The sequence below is a fragment of the Sporosarcina sp. NPDC096371 genome (assembly GCF_044762865.1).
Taxonomy (GTDB): domain Bacteria; phylum Bacillota; class Bacilli; order Bacillales_A; family Planococcaceae; genus Sporosarcina.
The window spans coordinates 140,133-162,851 of sequence record NZ_JBIWFE010000008.1 but is presented as its reverse complement, the minus strand read 5'-3'; the positions used below and the strand labels follow the sequence as shown (position 1 = coordinate 162,851).

Sequence of the window (22,719 nt, the reverse complement as noted above, 5' to 3'; positions counted from 1 at the left end):
ACCTTAGACTTTTCAGGTGATATGCCTAGTTTAATCGGTCTTTTAGTTACAGTTTTACTACACGATTTCACTTAATATCAGTTTTCAAGCTTGGTAAAGTATTTTTAAAAAAACAAAAAAATGATTTCAAATTTATATAATCTTCATTTCATCTTTACATTGTTCGATTATATTTGGTTTTGTAAGAAAAAAAATGAAATGAGGGATTAAGATGGGTAAAAGGAATTTAATCACTGCACTTAGTATTTCAACAGTATTATTAGTAGGAGGTGGAAATGCCTATGCTAAACAAATTCAGATAGACGAGTCAGTAAAACCTGTACAAATAGTTAACAAACAAACGAATGAAACTACAACACAAGAAAGTAAAGAACTACCAACTCAATTTAATGTTACTGATGAGGCTTTTTTCACAACGAGTGGTCAGCCTGATTACTTTGCTAATGAATTTTTAAATAATAAAGATCTATTTTCTTTATTAAATATGAATGCAACAGAATTAAAACAAGAATTAGCAACTGGTAAATCGGTTGATGAAATTGCATCGTCTAAGAATGTTTCTACACAACAAGTGATTGAGGTCATTGCGAAAGCACAGATTGAGGTGCAGATTGCAGATGGAGAATCTGGAGAAGGACATTCAAAAGATATTGAAGTGAAAACATTGTCAGTAATTGAGCACAAAAATAATTGAGCACAAAACTGAAATACCTTGGAACTAATAAGAAAATCTAAAAGAGCATCTATTTGAGAGGCCACATAAGAGGGCCTCTTTTTGTTTTGTCTATTTTATAGAGGCTGAATTTAACAAACTAAAATATCTTTATATTATCTTTATCCCACTATCATTTCGTCTTTATTTAAGTCGTTTAATATAACTAATGTAAGCGAGTTTGAGTTTGATAGTGAGGAGAAATCAATAATGAAAAAAAAGAAATTGTACCTTTTGTTAGTTGTAGTTTTTACTGTTTCAACTTTTTTATTAATTAAAATGAACGATAGTAAATTCATAAAAGTTGAAGGAAAGACAGCATACGCGGAGGGGATACACAAAGACATAAAAGGATTAACAACAGAAAAGGTGTTAAAAGGGAAAACAATTATTATTGACGCTGGACATGGTGGAAAAGATGACGGGTCTAGTGGACAAAGAGGGACCCTAGAAAAAGATGTAACGCTTAAAATGGCAAAGGAGATTCAACGAGAATTTGCAAAAAAGAGTGACGCTACAGTGATTCTGACACGTGATCAGGATGATTCTGTGACCTTGGGAAATCGAGTGGAGCTTGCAAATAAGGAAAATGCCGATCTCTTTATAAGTATTCATTTTGATGCTTTTACTTCAAACGATGTGGAAGGAATTACAACCTATTACAATAAGGAAGAAGATTTGCGTTTAGCTACATTAATCCATAGCTATTTATTTAATCAAGATATGGGAACTAGAGATAGAGGTGTAAAACTTGGTGATTATTTTGTACTTAGAGAAAATACACAACCATCTATTTTACTCGAACTTGGATTTATCTCAAATAAAGAGGATGAAAAGCGAATAATTTCACAAGCATTTCAAACAAAGGCATCTATAGCAATAGTGGAGGGCGTAATTGAGTATCTGTCTAAATAATATTAATTCCTACTATTTTTGCATAAACGATATCCACCCATCTAACTTTCTCAAAACAGTAAAGGAGTCTTTAGCATGACTAAAACGCACCGAAAACGGCGTTCCTCCTGGAGGGATGTTACATATTCAATCGCTTTCATCGCACTAACTGTATCAGTCATTTATTTAACTTCATTCTCAACTACAAACGAGGCTGCTTCACCCACGGTTGTAGTTGAGACAGAGGAGGAAGAAACACCCACACCACCTCAAGAAATAGAGTCCTCTGCCAATCAAGGCGAAGACATTAAGCGAGTCGCTCTCACATTCGATGATGGACCCGACCCTATAGTGACTATGCAAGTTCTTGCAACGTTGGCTAAATACGATGCAAAAGCAACATTTTTCATGCTCGGTAATCGGGTCGAATACTATCCGGAAATCGCAAAAAAAGTGCAGGAAGCTGGCCATGAGCTTGGGAATCATTCTTGGACCCATCCAAATTTGACAAAAGCGAGCGCAGAAAAGATACAGAGTGAAATCAATGCGACATCTGCTATTATTGAAACCATTACTGGCCAGAAAGCAACTGTGTTCAGACCTCCTTATGGTGCAGTTAACGATACTGTTCGCGGTCAAACAAACTTACCTGTCATTCTATGGGACGTTGATACACTTGACTGGCAACACCGTGATCCAAACCAGCTTCTTACTAACGTGAAAAGTACGACGAAAGACGGCAGCACCATCCTTATGCATGATATCCATCAATCAACAGCAGACGGACTTGATGCAGTTCTAGCTTACTTACAAAGTGAAGGCTATACCTTCGTTAAATTTTCAGATTTAAAATAAGCGGTTACTCCCCCCCCGAGACCAGAAGTTCAGGGGTGGCAAACTTGAAATTGTGTTTGTAATTGGCGAACGGTTTGATAAATACGGTAGATTACAAGTATACATTTACGTGGATGGTGTGAGTGTTCAAGTGAAGTTGTTAGAGGAAGGACTGGCACGTGTAGGTTATGTGTACCCACCAAATACGCGCCATCTCGATGTGTTTGAAAAAGCACAAGAGAAGGCGAAAAAAGCGGGCATTGGCATTTGGACGTTGGATGACTATGTAACAGAGCGCGGATTTGATAGTAAGACGTATCCGGAAGAGAAATAGAAAATGGAATTGCCGCGGCCTTTTAGGTTGTGGCGATTTTTAATTTATCTCCATTTGCTAGTTCGTCAAACACGGTTTGTAAGTGACGAATCCTAACGAGAATTGGCTAGATATCAATGCGTAAAAAAATTATTACGCGTATAATGTTCTAAAGATTATGAAACTAACATGTAAAATAGCGATTGGTGTCGTATAATGGACAAAGGGAGTCCCACATCTAGTCAGAAAAGTTTGTATTTAATTACTTGCTTATTACGACTTTTGATAGTTACTCCTTTTTTTATTCTTGTAAAACCTTATGTAGCAGGTTATGAAGTTGATGCAACCCTACTATTGCAACTTACCTTTTTAGGTTAGTGTGCAGCGGGTGATTAGTTAGTGGTACATGTTCTATTTTGCCAGACAATAATCGTCTGATCATTGATTCTTGAAGAGTAAGGAAGGTGCCATTTGAAAAATAGTAAATCTATTTCGATGAGGGAACGCGTATCCAGTTTTTATATATATTCTATTTGTTTTCTTGGTTTGCTTGCTTTTATCGCCTCTTTAGTTATGAGCGAAGTACCTTCAATCCCCCTAGTCTTCGTGCTATTAGCTCTATTTATGGGGGTTGTTGAGTATTTTCCTATCCGTATTAGTAGGGGAGGGATTACGCTTAGCCTTACACTTGTATATCCAATTATTTGGGAGTTCGGTATACATCTAGCGGTTATTGCTTGTGTATGTGCAATGGTAATTACTCATTCCCTTCGCCGTTTGGCCATGCAAAGGACACTTTTTAATGCTGGCCAGTTTGCCATTTGTCTTGTTTTGGCTGATTGGTTTGCCAATAAAACGCTGTTTATGTTTGGGATGAATCTGCCATTTTTATATGAGGGATTAATAAGTTTGTTTGTATTCAGTGTATTTTTTTGCTTGTTCAACGCACTTTTTTTCGATCTATTAATGGTGCTTCTACCACAGCCCTATCCACTTGAACAGTGGCATATGAAAAATATGATCGCATTTTTCAGTACAAGTTTTTGTTTGCTCTATGCCGCGCTTATCTATCTTTTAGAACATCAATATGATGGTAAAATGGGTGGAATTGCCACTTTGTTCTTCTTTTTTCCGCTGGTAGCCATTTGTATTTTGAGTTCTTTTTCTCGGCAAATCCGGATTGAAAAAGAGCGATTATATGAACTTTTTTCCATTACAACGGAGTTTAGCCAGGGATTGTCTGCTGGAAACTTACAGCAGATGAAACAAACACTCAATGGATTCTTAGGCATTCAGGCATATGCTTTATGGACAAATGATGAGGGGGATTGGAGCCTTCTGCTGAAGGATGGGGCGGTATATCCCAATTGCCCAAGTGCGTCTGGGGCACAACCGGATTTTGAAAGTATATCCAAAAACTTTGTGATCCCTGATTGGAAAACGGGGATGGCTCCGGGGGATGAAGTATTTGAAAATGTTATACGCTCACTCGTTTACTTACCCCTGATCGTCAATCATGAGTTGGTTGGCATGTTTGTTGCAGGGAAAAGCAGGGCGGCGAGTTTTATTCCTGAAGATATCCAGTCATTAGCTACGTTTTCCAATCAATTGGGCGGTTTACTCAAAACACAGTCTCTCATCTTCGAACAGGAAAAACGAATCATTCTAGAAGAGAGAAATCGACTTGCGCGTGAAATACACGACGGAATCGCACAAGTATTAGCAGGGGTCATATTTCAAATGGAATCAGCCCAGAAGCAGTCCGCCAATCCATCAGGAAACTTGAATCAAGTGGTAGACAAAAGTATAAAAAAATTAAGGGAAAGTCTTGGGGATGTTCGATATTCTATTTATGCTTTAAAACCGTATCCTACCCAAAGGTTAGGGCTAAAACAAGCTATTGCAGATAAAGTTCAAACTGTTAAACAAGAATATGATCTGGATATTACCTATCATGAAAAAGGTCGTTCTCGAACACTCAATATTTCAATAGAAAGAGCTATTTTCGATACTGTACAGGAAACCTTACAGAATATTACAAAACATGCGAAAGCAGATAAGGTCGACGTTCTTTTAAGTTACCAACGTGAACACGTGCTGTTAAAGGTGAAGGACAACGGAATTGGCTTTTCCTTGTTTGAATCGATGATCAAAACGAAGCATGAGCCCCATTATGGCATCCTGCATATGAATGAGCAGGCTGAACAGCTAGGTGCAACCCTACAGATTGATAGTTCCGTAGGGAAAGGGACAGTCATTACATTGTTAATTCCAGATTCAGAAACAGGGGAGGAATATTATGATTCAAATATTATTAGTAGATGATCATACAGTCTTGCGTGATGGAATTCGGAGTATATTGGAACCTGAAACTGACATCAAAGTTGTAGGGGAGGCTGTTTCTGGGGATGAAGTGTTGGAGAAAGTAAAGGAGTTCAAACCGAATTGTATTTTGATGGATATCAATCTACCAGGTAAAAATGGCATTGAGGTCACAGCACTGGTGAAAAGCCAGTACCCGAACTGTCGAGTACTCATGTTAACGATGTTTGAACATGATGAATACTTGATAGAAGCACTTCGAGCGGGGGCAGATGGCTATTTGTTAAAAGATTCATCATCTGAACAGGTAGTGGCGGCCATTCGAATGATTGCACAAGGAGATTCTGTGATTCATCCTCGTATGACGAAAAAGCTAGTCACCTATCATCAAGAACCAACGGAAACGATACTGTCGGATCGCGAAAAAGAAGTTCTATTGGAATTGGTTAAAGGTCTTAGTAATAATGAAATTGCTGAAGCCTTATTTATCAGTGACAATACTGTAAAAATACACGTCAATAAAATTTTCAAAAAGCTGAATGTGAAAAGTCGTACACAAGCAGTCATTTATGCCGTTCGGAATCAGCTGGTCCCCTTTTCTTAAATTTAGGCTATGTTACGCGGCAACACAGCTAAATATCGTCGAATAAGAAAAATATGTTGGCCCGCTTGTTCCAGTTTATTGTAAATGAGACAAACAATAAACTTCGACGAACGGCTTCTTCTTGCTAACTGTTTATTGCGAACATAATTGAGTGAACCTTCATACTTTGAAATAGTGCAATAGACTATTTCAATAAATGAGGAGGATAAACTGTTGAATTTTAAAGCAGAGCCAGAGATGACGCCTCATCCCATTCTTTTAGAGGCAAGACAAACTGCCTTAAATCAAATTTTAATGACGTATGATAAGCGGACTGACTTAGCTTCAGCCACAAACGTTGAGAATTATTGGATTAGAAGTAATATGCCTGTTGGTTTTGCGAGCGTAGGAATGAAGGATGCTCTAACGGCAGAGAACGCAATCCGCCCTGATATGGCAGTGATAACACCTGCTGACAATTCTATGATGAGATACTTCATGACTTTTAGGGTTAATGCAATCTCTGGTGCAATGTATACAGTGCTTCCTTGTTTTGTTAACTTAGAGGGGATGTCTGGGTTTAGGGGAGAAAACTGGGCTCCCCTTAGCAGAAATATGTTTATTGGCATGTAGTTCAGATGTTGATTTTCGAGATACCCTTTTCGACATCTTAACTATAAAAAACGTAACTTAAATTTGTTATTGAGCTAACTAGAAACGATAGTTAAATTAATCGCCTTTTCATAGGGCGTTTTTCTTTTGGGGGCAAAAACAACATTAAGAATAAACATATATATGTTTATTGAAAGAATCCTATCTACAACGCTCGGCGCTTAAGGAAGGATTGAACTGCATCCCTCCTAAGTCTTATCGCTTCGGCTACCCCAGTAAGGCACCTTCGCTGGAGATTAGGTGAAAATCATAAGTTCACTATATATAGCCTAAATTAGTAATGTCCTGTACCTTATGATTCTACTTCAGTACTAGTAATCAGACTAGAACTTTAGTTGTATCGCGCCTAGAACTAACAGCTGGCAAAGTTACTTCCTGTGTTCTATATCCAGAAAAATTGGACTATGCGATGATAAGAACAGTAAAGGTTAACGAGTTCACATAAATTTTTCTGAATGTGGCTTGTTTTAGGCAAGGAAAATAGCAATTACATAAGAAAGAGGGGATGCGGTATGATGAGGAAGAAATTCAGTATAATTCTGAATGGATCGTTAGCGGTCGGGCTGTTATTAACTCAAGGGGTCTCGAGCTGAAGCAATAAACAGTAAACTTAATTTCATCAGGCATGTTCATATCTCAAGTAGACGGTAATTAAAAAGTCGTGATTCAGCAGTCATAGCCCTGAATTCTTGAGGGCTAAGACTGTTTTTATTTTTAGGCTCATTTGTTATTGGAGGGCTATCATGATTCGAATATTAGTAGTGGATGATCATAAAATCTTGCGTGATGGCATTCGGAGTATATTGGCTCTTGAATCTGACATCCAAGTTGTAGGAGAAGCTGTTTCTGGGGATGAGGTGATGAAGAAAGTAGGGGAATTTCGACCGGATTGTATTTTGATGGACATCAATCTGCCTGGTAGAAATGGAATTGAGGTCACATCTACCGTGAAAAAAGAGTATCCGAACTGTCGCGTTCTCGTTTTAACTTTGTTTGAGGATGAAGAATACTTGTTGGAAGCGCTTCGGGCGGGGGCAGACGGCTATTTATTGAAAGACTCATCATCTGACCAAATAGTGGCAGCCATACGAATGATTGCACAAGGAGATTCTGTCATTCATCCTCGCATGACGAAAAAGCTGGTAACGTTTCATCGCCAGGAACCAACCATAAATAAGCTAACAAAGCGTGAAAGAGAAGTGCTAATTGAACTGGTTAAAGGTCTTAGTAATAAAGAAATTGCTGAAGCTTTATTTATCAGCGACAAGACTGTTAAGATCCATATCAATAAAATTTTCAAAAAGCTGAATGTGAAAAGCCGTACACAAACAATCATTTATGCCGTTCAACATCAACTTGTTCCCATTTCTTAACGAAAGAATGGCTTACATATGATGATACTGCTTTTTCACTAGTACTTTTGTTTTAACAAGTGTACAACCAATAGTCGCTAAATTTACATCCTTCATTATATATTCGTAAGATTAAAAATGTGGAATGATAAGGAGAGACAAGTTAGCTAGTTCACATAATTTTTTCTGAAAGTTTCTTGTTTATAAGGGACGTTAGTTTGGGAAAGAGAAATGACAATTACATTCGAAAAAGGGGATGCGGTATGATGAAGAAAAAGTTCAGTAAAATTATAACAGGATCGTTAGCTGTTGGACTATTATTAACGCAAGGTACTCCGTATAATGTTTTGGCAGAAAGTCCATATGAGCTGAAATCGGTTGAAAATGCGGAAGAAATTCTAAAAAGCCTAACAGACGAACAAAGAAAGGCGTTAGAGCAACTAGAAACCAGTACAACTTTTACCATATCACCGGATATTGATACGAACAGCCCTCAATTAGTCAAAGTCATCGTGGAATTCGATCAGGCGCCAGCGCAAATTGAAGTGATGAAGCAAGCGGCGAAAGGAAAAAAACTATCTTCTGCTGCTGCAAATGAAAAAGTGGAACAGTCACAAAAAGCATTTAAAACGCATGTGCAATCATTGAAAGTGCAGAAGGACTTGGCTACATACAAAGCCGAAGACATCAACATTACTAGAGAATATAAAAAGGCCATCAATGGTGTAGCCATGACGTTGCCTGGTACAGCTGTCCAAGATTTGCTGCAATCCGGTGTCGTCAAACATGTCTTTAAAGATTACGAGGTAAAAGTGGACCCGCCGGTAGAAACGAAAGAAGCTGTTGATCCTAAAATGGCCGATAGTATTCCACAAATTGGCGTGGACAAGCTACATGGCGAGAATATTAAGGGGAAAGGGATTAAAGTCGGTGTACTGGATACAGGCATTGACTACAATCACCCAGACTTAAAGGATGCTTATAAAGGCGGCTATGATTTTGTAGATGATGATGCAGATCCGATGGAAACGACCTATCAGGATTGGCTTGATGCTGGCAAGCCAGTAGTCCCAGGTCGTGTGTACTACACGAATCATGGAACACATGTCGCAGGGACGATTGCAGCCCAGCAGAAAAACAATGTGGACTATGCGGTAAAAGGGGTAGCACCTGAAGTAGATTTATATGCGTATCGAGTATTGGGAGAATGGGGTGGAGGAGATTCAGCGGGAATCCTTGCGGGAATCGATCAAGCGATTACAGATGGCATGGACGTCATTAACTTGTCTCTTGGCGCCGCGACCAACAATCCGTTATACGCCACTTCTGTCGGAGTAAATAATGCCATGCTTTCAGGTGTGGTGACTGTCGTTGCTGCAGGCAACAACGGACCGGGTGAAAAAACGCTTGGTTCTCCAGGGACAGCGGCTCTCGGTATTTCAGTAGGAGCAAGCGATGTTTCCATGACCATACCTACATTTAGCGGGAGTGTGTTTACGGATGAAAATGATAATTTGCAACGTCTCGGCGAAGAACCAGCTCATAAATTAGAAGATTCAAAGCCTGTTGGCGATGACCTTTCTTCTCAAGGAGAAGATTCAAAGCTTGTCAGTGATGATCTTTCTCCTCAAATAGATAGTTTGAAAGGATTCGACAAAGATTTATCCTCTAAATTAGAAGATAAGAAAAAAGGCTTGTCTCATAAATTTGAAGACTTGCAACTGCTGGGCAAGGACTTTTCAGACCAATTAGAAAAGTTACAAGGACAATCTATACCGATTGTATTTGCGGGACTTGGTAAAGCAAGTGATTTCAAAGGAAAAGACATCAGCGGGAAAATCGCCTTAATTCAGCGCGGGGAAATCACCTTTGATGAAAAAATCATAAATGCCAAAAACGCTGGAGCTAAGGCTGTAATTGTGTACAACAATGCCGATGGGCAAATACCATCCTACTTGGGTGAGGTCGTCGGATTAATTCCATCTTTCCGCCTGTCAAAAACAGATGGTGAGCGGCTAAAAGAGCTAGAAAATGGTTCTTTCACATTTGATACGTTAAGGAATACGAAAACAGAAGGCGATCATTTAGCAGATTTCAGTTCACGTGGGCCGGTAGAAGGCAATTATGATATCAAGCCGGATGTAGTTGCACCAGGTGTGTCCGTATTCTCCACGACACCGGAATTTATCAATGATCCGCAAGAAGGCATTAATTATGACAATGCCTATGTCCGTATGTCGGGGACATCGATGGCCTCGCCACATGTGGCAGGTGTAGCCGCATTGATTTTACAAGAGAACCCAGAATACACGCCTTTCGATGTGAAATCGGCACTTATGAATACGTCGGATGATTTACAAGGGGATAATTCTGTATACGAAGTGGGCGCGGGACGAATCGATGCCCATCAAGCAGTTCATACAGATACATCCATCAAAGTATGGGATAAGACTCAAAATATCGAGAATGGAAACATCGTAGAAATTGATGAACTAACGGGCTCCATTGTATTCGGCAAACATTATAAAAAAGACGATCAACCCATTGAAGCAAGTAAAAAGATGACAGTTCAAAACAACGGTGAGGAAGAAAAATCTTATACACTTGAAGTGGAGTATCACGGTGAGCGTAAAGGTATTCAAGATGCGGTGAAGAACGGTGTTACAGTGGATGTGTCTTCATCGATAACGGTGGGAGGCGGCCAGGTACAAGAACTTCAGCCAAAAATTACGATACCAACTAACGCTGCGGACGGAAGATATGAAGGGTACATTCATGTGACCAATACCAACAATCCAGACGAAACCTATCAAATTCCATTTGCTGTGATGGTGACGGAAAAAGGATTTGATTATGTCAAAACGTCTAGACCATCCGTCACAAATATGACGCCTTTCTGGGAGCTCAATGACACATTCGTTCATGTCATCATGAAGATGAATAGCCCAATGAAAACCATGGATGTACTTGTAAAAGACAGTAAAACAGGAAAAGCTGTTGGGTTCTTAGGAACAGCGGATGTGAGCCGATTACTTACAGATGCGGAAACTTTTATTCCGGCTGCGTTTGGCGGTTTGGTCTATCCATTTACAAATGATCCTTCTAACCCAATCAGTGATTATACTGTAAAGCTCCCAGCAGGCGATTATTTACTGGAACTGATTGCGCACGATGCGGAAGGTGGAACATATGCTTTTGATAATCCGCTGATCGTGGATAATACAGCACCAGTAGTGAACATGAATATCAAACCGGGTGTAATCGAAGTCAATGATTCTATGTTTACAGAAGAAGATGGCCAAAGAGCAGTGTGGCTACATGGAACAGCTAAGGATGCGACAGTGGATCTATTGCAAGCTAAAGGGGTGGACATCGACCAATCATCCAACTTGATGGCTTACTACGCAAACTCTGGAATGGTAAGCGGGTTCTTCCCGATCGAGTCAAATGGAAATGTGAAAATCGGAATTGAAGCGAGTGATTTTGCAAAACAACCTTTGAATTTGAGATTGAGAGCGTCTGATCTTGCAACTGCAGTTGATACACAAACCTATTTCTTCCTAAAAGAAGGGACGGAATTTGCTACTTCCAGTTATGATAAGACAGAGTTGAAAGTTGGCGATAATGTTACGATGACACTCAGCCTTAATAATGTGAAGCAGCTTGTCTCCGGAGAATTTAATGTTGGGTTCAACAAAGAATTGTTCAAGTTTGCGAATGTGAAGTTGACCAATGAAGTGAAAAAATATGGAAAGGATAAAGGTTTACAGGTAACACTTCGGGAGCCTGTTGTGACGGAAGGTGCAACTAGTAATACTGTGAATATCGGTGCTTCCATTACTGGAAATGTATTCAACGGACTGGACGGAGATATGCCATTCCTTAATGTAACATTTAAAGTTATGAATGATGAATACTACAATGACCTACCTGGATTTATGGTGCAGAAGTCGACTTATAAGAAGTCGGGTCAAACAGCAGACACAAATATTCCTTATTACAACACTGTACAGCTTAAGATGATTTCTAAAAATACACAGGTGTATGGAAACATCTCGCCACAAGCATTTCTGATTCCTGGAGGACCAGGGCAAGGAGAATACTTGAAAAAAGCGGATTACTCAAAAATAGGCGCACAAGTATATGCTCTTTCAAGAAGCGGTAAAAAGTATCCAGGAACAATTGAAAAGAATGGAACTTACAAGATCAATGATATCCCGGCTAGCGATCAAGAATATTCAATCGTTTTCGATATTCCGGGGCATCTTAACGTGATGAAGAAGATCATTCCTGGCTATAATGAAAAAGGTGTGCTACTTGGGCAAGCTATAAGATTTTCTCAGAGAAGTATTGCAGGGGATGTGAACGGCGACAAAGTGGTTGATATTCTTGACGTCCAGAGTGTCGTCGATGCATACGGTACGAAGGATTCATCCATTGTGCCGCAAGATATCAATCAAGATGGTGTGGTAGACGAAGCGGATGTTCGTTTGATTGAGAAAAACTTCTTAACGAAGGGCCCTGACGCCCCTGCCAACAAACAGCCGAAAGAAAAGATTGGCAAGAAAGGGCTGGAATACTTCCTACGCCTGATTGGTCTTGAACTGAAGCAATAAATAGTATTCTTTTTAGCATGTTCATAAAATAAAAAAGGGGTAAACCGCAACAAGAAGATGGTTTCTGTATGCTGGACTTATCCCTCCCAAGTAGAGAGTCATTACAAAGTGGTTATTCAACAGCCTTAGCCCTGTATTCCTGGGGGCTAAGGCTATTTTAATACTGGAATCGTTTGTCATGGGAGGATTATCATGATTCAAATATTAGTAGTCGATGATCATACGTTCTTGCGAGATGGAATCCGGAGTATATTAGCGCTTGAACCCGACATCCGCGTTGTAGGAGAAGCTGTTTCCGGGGATGAGGTGTTGAAGAAAGTAGAGGAGTTGCAGCCGGATTGTGTTTTGATGGATATCAATCTTCCAGGAAAAAATGGAATTGAGGTCACATCACTCGTGAAAAGGGAATATCCGAATTGCCGTGTCCTCATATTAACGATGTTTGAAGATGAAGAGTACTTGCTAGAGGCACTTCGGGCAGGTGCAGACGGCTACTTATTGAAAGATTCTTCGTCTGACCAAGTAGTGGCGGCTATTCGAATGATCGCTCAAGGAGAGGCTGTTATTCATCCTCGCATGACGAAAAAGCTGGTAACGTATCATCACCAAGAGCCACTCATAAATAAGCTGACAAAGCGTGAAAAAGAAGTCCTAATTGAACTGGTCAAGGGTCTAAGTAATAAAGAAATTGCAGAAGTCTTATGTATCAGTGACAAGACGGTTAAAATTCACATCAATAAAATCTTCAAAAAGTTGAATGTGAAAAGTCGTACACAAACAATCATTTATGCCGTTCGACATCAACTTGTGCCCTTTTCGTGAATAAAAAATGTCTTGCACTTGATTTTAACGCTTGAATGCTAGTGATTGGAATAGAACCTTAGTTTTATTGAGTGTAATACCAATAGCAACGAAATTTACATCTTTCACTATATGTTCATAAAATTTTTAATGTGGGATGATAAGAGCGGACAAGTTAACTAGTTTACATAACGTTTTCTGAAGATTGCTTGTTTAGAAGAAAAAGTAGTTGTGGAATGGGAAATGACAATTACATTCGAAAAAGGGGATGCGGTATGATGAGAAATAAATTCAGAAAAATCATGACAGGATCGTTAGCTGTTGGATTATTGTTAACGCAAGGGGCTCCATATAACGTATTGGCAGAAAGTCCATTTGAACTGAAAGCGATTGATAATGCGGAAGAGATTTTACAGAACCTGACAGCGGAACAAAGAAAGGCGTTAGAGCAATTAGATACTAATACAGGTTTTGTCATATCACCGGATATTGATGCGAATAGCCCTGAATTAGTCAAAGTCATCGTGGAATTCAATCAGGCACCAGCGCAAATTGAAGTGATGAAGCAAGCGGCGAAAGGAAAAAAACTGTCTTCTTCTGCTGCAAACGAAAAAGTGGAACAATCACATAAAGCTTTTAAAGCACATGTGCAATCATTGAAAATACAGAAGAACTTAAGTGAATATAAAGTGGAAGACATAACCATTACAAGAGAATATAAAAAGGCCATCAATGGTGTCGCGATGACGTTACCTGGTACAGCTGTAGAAGATTTGCTACAATCCGGTGTCGTTAAACATGTCTTTAAAGATTATGAGGTAAAAGTGGAACCATCGAAAGAAACGCAAGTAGCCATTGATCCGAAAATGGTAGATAGTATTCCGCAAATTGGTGTGGACAAGCTACATGCTGAGAACATAAAGGGGAAAGGCATTAAAGTCGGTGTACTGGATACAGGGATTGACTACAATCATCCAGACTTAAAAGATGTTTTTAAAGGCGGATATGATTTTGTAGATAATGATGCAGATCCGATGGAAACGACCTATAAGGATTGGGAAAATGTCGGCAAGCCGGTAGAACCAGGTTATGTATATTACACGAATCATGGAACGCATGTTGCAGGTACAATTGCAGCCCAACAGAAAAATGATGTGGATTATGCGGTGAAAGGGGTAGCCCCTGAAGTAGATTTATATGCTTATCGCGTATTGGGACCTTGGGGTGGAGGATCAACGGAAGGGGTCCTTGCTGGAATCGATCGAGCGATTACAGATGGCATGGACGTCATAAACTTGTCACTTGGCGCTAAGACGAACGATCCTTTATACGCCACTTCTGTCGCCATAAATAATGCTATGCTTTCAGGTGTAGTGGCCGTCGTTGCTGCGGGCAACAACGGACCGGGAGAAAAAACGCTAGGCTCTCCAGGAACAGCGGCTCTTGGTATTTCAGTAGGAGCAAGCGATGTCTCTATGAACATTCCTACATTTAGTGGAAGTATTTACACCAATGAATTTAATAATGTGAAACGTCTCGATAAAGATCTTTTTCATCAATTAGAAGATTCAAAGCCCGTCGGTGATGACCTTTCTTCACAACAAGAAGAATCAAAGCTTGTCAGCGATGATCTTGCTCCACAATTAAAAGATCCAAAAAGTCTCGACAAAGACTTATCTACTAAATTAGAGGATAAGAAGATGGGCTTGTCTCTCCCATTAGAAGATTTGCAGCTTCTGGCTAAAGACTTTTCTGACCAATTAGAAGACTTACAAGGACAATCATTCCCAATTGTATTTGCGGGACTTGGTAAAGTAAGTGATTTTACAGGAAAAGACGTCAGCGGAAAAATCGCCCTAATTCAGCGTGGGGAATTAGCCTTTGATGAAAAAATCATGAATGCCAAAAACGCTGGGGCTAAAGCTGTGATCGTGTACAACAATGTCGACGGACAAATACCTAGCTACTTGGGCGAGGTCGTTGGTTTAATCCCATCTTTCCGACTGTCAAAAGAAGACGGCGAGAAGTTAAAGGAGCTAGGCGAAGTTTCGTTCACATTTGAAACGTTACGTAATACAAAAACAGAAGGCGATCATTTAGCAGATTTCAGTTCACGCGGACCGGTAAATGGCAATTATGATATCAAGCCAGATGTAGTCGCTCCAGGTGTGGCTGTATTCTCCACGACACCAGAATTCATCAATGATCCGCAGGAGGGTATTAACTATGACAATGCCTATGTCCGTATGTCGGGAACATCAATGGCTACGCCACACGTGGCAGGTGCAGCCGCATTGATTTTACAGGAGAATCCGGAATACACGCCTTTCGATGTGAAATTGGCACTCATGAATACGTCGGATGATTTACAAGGAGAAAATTCTGTGTACGAAGTGGGCGCGGGTCGAATCGATGCCTATCAAGCGGTTCATGCAGATACATCCATCACGGTATGGGATAAGACACAAAATATCGACAATGGTAAAGTCGTAGAAATTGATGAAGAAACAGGTTCTATTGTATTCGGCAAATATTATAAAAAAGATGATCAACCCATTGAAGCAAGTAAAAAGGTAACAGTTCAAAACAACGGCCAGGAAGAAAAAACGTTCACACTAGAAGTGGAGTATCATGGTGAGCGTACAGGGATTCAAGATGGAGTAAGTAATGGTGTTAAAGTGGATGTTCCTTCATCGATTACAGTGGGAGCGGGCCAAGTGCAGGAGCTCCAGCCTACCATAACGGTACCGACCAGCGCTGCGGGTGGCAGATATGAAGGGTATATTCATGTGACCAATACCAACAATCCAGAAGAAACCTATCAAATTCCATATGCTGTGATGGCGACGGAAAAAGGATTTGAGTATGTCAAAACGACTAAACCATCCGTGACAAATGCGACGCCTTTCTGGCAATATTTAGACCCAAATGTTCATATCATTATGAAAGTTAATAGCCCGATGAAAACCATGGATGTGGTTGTAAAAGACAGTAAAACAGGAAAAGCTGTTGGGTTTATTGGAACAGCGGATATTAGCAGATTAGCCCTAGACAGAGAAGTTTATCTTACAGGTGCGTTCAGCGGTACAGTCTTACCATTTACAAATGATCCGTCCCAGCCAATCAGTGATCTTCCTATAAAGCTTCCAGCAGGCGATTATATACTGGAATTGATTGCACACGATGAGGATGGGAAATCATATGTTTTTGACAATCCGCTTATCGTGGACAATGAAGCACCGGAAGTTAACATGGATATTAAATCGGGTGTAATCGAAATCAATGACTCTATGTTTACAGTAGAAGATGGCCAAAAAGCATTCTGGCTTCATGGAACAACTAAGGATGCGACCGTGGATTTATTGAAATCTAAAGGCGTGGACGTCGATCAATCGTCCAATACGCTGGGTTACTATGCAGGTGACTCTTATTATTTAGCTGGGTTCTTCCCAGTTCAAGCGAATGGTGATGTGAAATTCGGAATTGAGGAAAGTGATATTGCGGAACAACCTTTAAGATTTTGGTTGAGACCGTGGGATATTGCAACGGCAACTGGTTACGAAAAGTATTACTTCTTGAAAGAAGGGACGGAATATACAACTACCAGTTATGACAAGAATGAGTTGAAACTTGGCGACACCTTTACGATGACACTCAGCCTTAATAATGTGGAACAGCTTGTATCCGGAGAATTTAATGTAGAGTTCTTAAAAGACTACTTCAAGTTCTCGAATGTGAAGCTGAACAAAGCAGTCAAACAATATGCAAAGGAAAAAGGCTTACAAGTATCACTAGATGAGCCTGTTGTGACGGAAAGTACATTTAATAATACTGTGAAAATCGGTGCTTCTATTACTGGAAATGTATTCAAAGGACTGAACGGAGACATGCCGTTCCTCGATGTAACGTTTAAAGTAACGAAAGGTGAAGTTTACGAAGATGTTCCTGGATTTGAAGTCAAGAGGGGCTCTTATAAGAAATCGGGACAAACAGCAGGCACTGCGATTCCGTTTTACAACACTGAAGACCTTAGAGTAATTCCTACACATACACAGTTGATAGGATCTATCACGCCGGAAGCATTTTTGCTATATGAATCAGGGGCAGCCTATTTGAAGCCAGGGGATTACTCAAAAATAGGTGCACAAGTATACGCTCTTTCCAGAAGTGGTAAAAAGTATCCAGGAAAAATTAATAAAAATGGATCTTTCGAGATCAATGGTATTCCGGCTTCCGATCAAGAATATACAGCTGTTTTCGATGTTCCGGGGCATCTTAAAGCGATGAAGAAGTTCATTCCTGGATATCATGATGCAAAAGGTGAGCTACGTGGGCAATTTATCAGAATGGGTCAGAGAAGTCTTGCAGGAGATGTAAATGGTGACAAAATGATTGATATCCGTGATATCCAAAGTGTCGTAGATGCATACGGTACGAAGGATTCATCCATCGTGCCACAAGATCTCAATCAAGATGGAGTGGTAGACGAAGCGGATGTTCGTTTAATTGAGAAAAACTTCTTAACGAAGGGACCTGACGCACCTGCCGATAAACAGCCGAAAGAAAAAATAGGCAACAAAGGGCTGGAATACTTCCTACGCCTGATCGGTCTCGAAGTGAAGCAATAAAAATAATTTAAGCAGTCTTAGCCCTGTATTGTTGGGGCTAAGGCTTTTTTACTTGTTTATATTTGGACCACTTTTAACGAGTGAATGGACTAGTGCTTTTGTTTTAGCGGGTGTAAAACTAATAGCTGCCAAATTTACATCCTTTACTATATATTCATAAAATTACACATGTGGGATGATGAGTATAAGCAAGTTACCTAGTTCACATAAAATTCACGGGAAAATACTTGTTTGTAAGAAACGCTAGTTTGGGAAAAGGAAATGACAATACCATTCGAAAAAGGGGATGCGGTATGATGAGGAACAAATTCAGAAAAATCATGACAGGATCGTTAGCTGTTGGTCTGTTATTAACGCAAGGGGCTCCATATAACGTATTGGCAGAAAGCCCATTTGAGCTGAAATCGGTGGATAATGCGGAAGAAATTCTACAGAACCTGACAGCGGAACAAAGAAAGGCATTAGAGCAATTAGAGACGAATACGACCTTTGTCATTTCACCGGATATTGATGCGAATAGCCCTGAATTAGTCAAAGTCATCGTGGAATTCAATCAGGCGCCAGCGCAAATTGAAGTGATGAAGCAAGCGGCGAAAGGAAAAAAACTATCTTCTTCTGTCGCAAATGAAAAAGTGGAACAATCACATAAAGCTTTTAAAGCACATGTGCAATCATTGAAAGTACAAAAGAACTCAACCGAATATAAAACGGAAGACGTAGCCATTACAAGAGAATATAAAAAGGCCATTAACGGTGTCGCGATGACGTTGCCTGGTACGGCTGTAGAAGATTTGCTGCAATCTGGCGTCGTTAAACATGTCTTTAAAGATTACGAGGTAAAAGTGGAACCATCGAAAGAAACGCAAGTAGCCATTGATCCGAAAATGGTAGATAGTATTCCGCAAATTGGTGTGGACAAGCTACATGCCGAGAATATTACGGGGAAAGGCATTAAAGTTGGTGTGCTGGATACCGGAATTGACTATAATCATCCAGATTTAAAAGATGTTTTTAAAGGTGGATATGATTTTGTAGATAATGATGCAGATCCGATGGAAACGACCTATAAGGATTGGATTGATGCTGGTAAGCCAGTAGACCCGGGCTATGTGTATTACACAAATCATGGAACGCATGTTGCAGGGACGATTGCAGCTCAACAGAAAAACGAAGTAGATTATGCGGTAAAAGGAGTAGCACCGGAAGTAGATTTATATGCTTATCGCGTATTGGGACCTTGGGGTGGAGGATACACGGAAGGAGTCCTTGCTGGAATCGAACAAGCGATTACGGATGGCATGGACGTCATAAACTTGTCTCTCGGTGCTAAGACGAACGATCCTTTATACGCCACTTCTGTCGCCATAAATAATGCTATGCTCTCAGGCGTAGTGGCCGTCGTTGCTGCAGGGAACGACGGACCGAATGAAAAAACACTTGGTTCTCCAGGGGCAGCGGCTCTAGGTATTACAGTAGGGGCAAGCGATGTCTCTATGAACATTCCTACATTTAGTGGAAGTGTTTACACGAGTGAATTTGATAATTCGAAACGTCTCGATAAAGATCTTTTTCATCAAATAGAAGATTCAAAGCCTGTCGGTGAAGACCTCTCTTCTCAAACAGAAGATTCAAAGCTTGGCAGCGAGGACCTTTCTCCACAAGCAGAGGATTCGAAGCGCCTAGACAAGGACTTATCTTCTAAATTAGAAAATAAGAAGACGGGCTTATCTCACAAATTAGAAGACCTGCAACTTCTGGGCAAAGATTTCTCTGACCAATTAGAAGATTTACAAGGACAAACTTTCCCAATTGTATTTGCTGGACTTGGTAAAGTAGCCGATTTTGCGGGGGAAGACGTCAGTGGGAAAATCGCTCTAATTCAGCGAGGGGATCTAGCCTTTGATGAAAAAATCAAAAATGCCAAAAACGCTGGAGCTAAAGCTGTAATTGTGTATAACCATATCGACGGGCAAATCCCTAGCTACTTGGGCGAGGTCGTTGGTTTAATACCATCTTTCCGCCTGTCAAAAGCAGATGGGGAGCGGTTAAAGGAGCTAGGTGGAGGTTCTTTCACATTTGAAACATTAGGAAATACAAAAACAGAAGGCGATCATTTAGCGGATTTCAGTTCACGCGGACCGGTAAATGGCAATTTGGATATCAAGCCGGATGTCGTCGCCCCAGGTGTGGCTGTATTCTCCACGACACCAGAATTCATCAATGATCCGCAGGAGGGTATTAACTATGACAATGCCTATGTACGTATGTCGGGGACATCGATGGCTACGCCACATGTGGCAGGTGCAGCCGCATTGATCTTACAGGAACATCCAGAATACACGTCATTCGATGTGAAATTGGCACTCATGAATACATCAGATGATTTACAAGGTGAAAATTCCGTATATGAAGTGGGCGCAGGAAGAATCGATGCCTATCAAGCGGTTCATGCGGATACATCCATCAAAGTATGGGATAAGACACAAAATATCGAGAATGGTAAAGTCATAGAAATTGATGAAGAAACAGGTTCCATTGTATTCGGCAAATATTATAAAAAAGATGATCAACCCATTGAAGCAAGTAAAAAGGTAACCGTTCAAAACAACAGCGAGGAAGAAAAATCTTATACACTAGAAGTGGAATTTCACGGTGAGCGTACAGGGATTCAAGATGGAGTGCGTAACGGTGTGACAGTGGATGTACCTTCCTCGATTACAGTGGGAGCCGGCCAAGTGCAGGAGCTCCAGCCTACCATAACGGTACCAAACAGCGCTGCGGGTGGAAGATATGAAGGGTATATTCATGTGACCAATGCCGACAATCCAGACGAAACCTATCAAATTCCATTTGCAGTGATGGTGACGGAAAAAGGATTTGCTTATCTTCAAACGACTAAGCCATCCGTGACGAATACGACGCCTTTCTGGCAATTTTTAGAGCCAAATGTTCATATCATCACGAAACTGAATAGCCCAATGAAAACTATGGATGTACTTGTAAAAGACAGTAAGACTGGAAAAGCCGTAGGGTTCATAGGAACGGCGAATATGAGTAACTTACAAATAGATAGAGAAGTATACATTACTGGTGCGTTCAGCGGTACGGTCTTACCATTTACAAATAATCCGTCCCAACCAATCAGTGATATTCCTATAAAGCTTCCAGCAGGCGATTATATACTGGAAATGATTGCACACGATGAGGATGGGAAATCATATGTTTTTGACAATCCGCTTATCGTGGACAATACGGCAGTAGAAGTGAACATGGATATAAAACCAGGTGTCATCGAGATCAATGATTCTATGTTTACAATAGAAGATGGTGAAAAAGCAGTGTGGCTGCATGGAACAGCTAAGGATGCGACAGTGAATTTATTACAATCTAAAGGGTTGGACGTCGATCAATCGTCCAACAAGATGGCTTACTATGGAAACGACTCTGGATATATAACGGGGTACTTCCCGATTCAAGCGAATGGGGATGTGAAATTTGGAATTGAGGAGAGTGATATTGCAAGAAAACCTTTAAACTTTAGATTGAGCACGTGGGATATTGCAACGGCAGTTGGTTCCCAAAAGTATGTTTTCATGAAAGAAGGAACGGAATATACGACTACCAGTTATGACAAGCAAGAGTTGAGACTCGGCGATAACTTTACGATGACACTTAGTCTTAATAATGTGAAACAGCTTGTATCCGGAGAATTTAATGTAGAATACTCCAAAGATTTGTTCAAGTTTGCGAATGTGAAGCTGAACAAAGCAGTCAAACAATATGCAAAGGAAAAAGGCTTACAGGTAACGCTACATGAGCCTAGTGTGACGGAAAGTACATGGAATAATAATTTGAAATTCGGTGCTGACATTACTGGAAATGCATTCAGTGGACTGAACGGAGATATGCCTTTCCTCGATGTAACGTTTAAAGTAATGAATGATGAAGTTTACGATGTTGTTTCTGGATTTAATGTACAGAATGGATCTTATATGAAATCGGGACAAAAAGTAAAAACGGCCATTCCTTTTTACGGCACTGAAGATCTGAAAGTAATTCCTGCACATACACAATTGATAGGATCCATCACGCCGGAAGCATTTATGTTAAAGGAACCAGGGTCGTCAACAGAATATCTGAAGAAAGCGGATTATTCAAAAATAGGGGCGCAAGTCTACGCTCTTTCTAGAGGCGGTAAAAAGTATCCAGGAACAATTAATAAAAATGGATCTTTCGAGATTAATGGTATTCCGGCTTCCGATCAAGAATATACAGCAGTTTTCGAGGTTCCGGGGCATCTTAAAGTGATGAAGAAGTTCATTCCTGGATATCATGATGCAAAAGGTGAGCTACGTGGGCAATTTATCAGAATGGGTCAGAGAAGTCTTGCAGGAGATGTAAATGGTGACAAAATGATTGATATCCGTGATATCCAAAGTGTCGTAGATGCATACGGTACGAAGGATTCATCCATCGTGCCACAAGATCTCAATCAAGATGGAGTGGTAGACGAAGCGGATGTTCGTTTAATTGAGAAAAACTTCTTAACGAAGGGACCTGACGCACCTGCCGATAAACAGCCGAAAGAAAAAATAGGCAACAAAGGGCTGGAATACTTCCTCCGCCTGATCGGTCTCGAAGTGAAGCAATAACAGTATCCTATTAGGGATGTAGGCAACAGGAGAGGACTCAAAGTAAATCAAGTAGAAAAATAGTTTAAGAGCGGTAATCAAGTAGCCTTAGCCCTGTATTCTTGAGGGTTAAGGCTATTTAACCTTTTTGGAATTGTTTGTGATTGGAGGATTGTCATATTTATGCCGTTCGAAATCAACTTGTTCCATTTTCTTGAATAAAAATGATAAAACAAACTGTCCTGTATCTTATTATTCCGCTTTAATAATGATCGGAATAATACTTTTGTGTTATGTAGGAATAGGACCAATGGTTACAAAAGTTAACACTAATGTTGAATATTCTAAAAAATAGAAATGT

At 40.2% G+C, this 22,719-nt stretch carries 12 protein-coding genes; all 12 read left to right on the top strand.

The genetic code is table 11. The annotated features are described in order from the left end of the window. Window positions 1–211 precede the first annotated feature (211 nt). The 12 genes from ACIQ0H_RS18335 to ACIQ0H_RS18280 all read left to right on the top strand — a co-directional run bounded on the left by ACIQ0H_RS18335 (window position 212) and on the right by ACIQ0H_RS18280 (window position 22,379). On the top strand, window positions 212–694 hold the full coding sequence (locus ACIQ0H_RS18335) for a hypothetical protein (protein ID WP_403417946.1): 483 nt from the start codon (window positions 212–214) through the stop codon (window positions 692–694). A gap of 228 nt (window positions 695–922) precedes the next feature. Next, window positions 923–1,627, top strand: a complete 705-nt coding sequence (locus ACIQ0H_RS18330) for an N-acetylmuramoyl-L-alanine amidase family protein (protein WP_403417944.1) — start codon at window positions 923–925, stop codon at window positions 1,625–1,627. Window positions 1,628–1,702: 75 nt separating this feature from the next. Further along, window positions 1,703–2,461 carry a polysaccharide deacetylase family protein gene (locus ACIQ0H_RS18325; RefSeq protein WP_403417942.1) on the top strand — a complete coding sequence of 253 codons (759 nt, stop codon included), beginning with the start codon at window positions 1,703–1,705 and terminating at the stop codon, window positions 2,459–2,461. Between the two features lie 52 nt (window positions 2,462–2,513). Beyond that, on the top strand, window positions 2,514–2,774 hold the full coding sequence (locus ACIQ0H_RS18320) for a thermonuclease family protein (protein WP_403417939.1): 261 nt from the start codon (window positions 2,514–2,516) through the stop codon (window positions 2,772–2,774). A gap of 450 nt (window positions 2,775–3,224) precedes the next feature. Beyond that, window positions 3,225–5,078 (top strand): GAF domain-containing sensor histidine kinase, encoded by a 1,854-nt coding sequence (locus ACIQ0H_RS18315; protein WP_403417936.1) that lies wholly within the window; start codon window positions 3,225–3,227, stop codon window positions 5,076–5,078. Then, a complete protein-coding gene (locus tag ACIQ0H_RS18310) occupies window positions 5,053–5,679 on the top strand; it encodes a response regulator (RefSeq protein ID WP_403417933.1) in 627 nt (208 codons plus the stop codon). Before ACIQ0H_RS18315 ends, ACIQ0H_RS18310 begins: the two co-directional genes overlap by 26 nt. Before the next feature lie 213 nt (window positions 5,680–5,892). Beyond that, window positions 5,893–6,291 carry a hypothetical protein gene (locus tag ACIQ0H_RS18305; RefSeq protein WP_403417931.1) on the top strand — a complete coding sequence of 133 codons (399 nt, stop codon included), beginning with the start codon at window positions 5,893–5,895 and terminating at the stop codon, window positions 6,289–6,291. A gap of 782 nt (window positions 6,292–7,073) precedes the next feature. Continuing rightward, a complete protein-coding gene (locus tag ACIQ0H_RS18300) occupies window positions 7,074–7,703 on the top strand; it encodes a response regulator (RefSeq protein WP_403417928.1) in 630 nt (209 codons plus the stop codon). 242 nt (window positions 7,704–7,945) lie between these two features. Further along, window positions 7,946–12,298: a S8 family serine peptidase gene (locus ACIQ0H_RS18295; protein WP_403417925.1), complete on the top strand. Its 4,353-nt coding sequence runs from the start codon at window positions 7,946–7,948 to the stop codon at window positions 12,296–12,298. 192 nt (window positions 12,299–12,490) lie between these two features. Then, window positions 12,491–13,120: a response regulator gene (locus ACIQ0H_RS18290; RefSeq protein WP_403417922.1), complete on the top strand. Its 630-nt coding sequence runs from the start codon at window positions 12,491–12,493 to the stop codon at window positions 13,118–13,120. A 254-nt stretch (window positions 13,121–13,374) separates the two neighbouring features. Further along, window positions 13,375–17,727, top strand: a complete 4,353-nt coding sequence (locus ACIQ0H_RS18285) for a S8 family serine peptidase (RefSeq protein ID WP_403417919.1) — start codon at window positions 13,375–13,377, stop codon at window positions 17,725–17,727. Window positions 17,728–18,020: 293 nt separating this feature from the next. Beyond that, a complete protein-coding gene (locus ACIQ0H_RS18280; protein ID WP_403417917.1) occupies window positions 18,021–22,379 on the top strand; it encodes a S8 family serine peptidase in 4,359 nt (1,452 codons plus the stop codon). Window positions 22,380–22,719 lie beyond the last annotated feature (340 nt).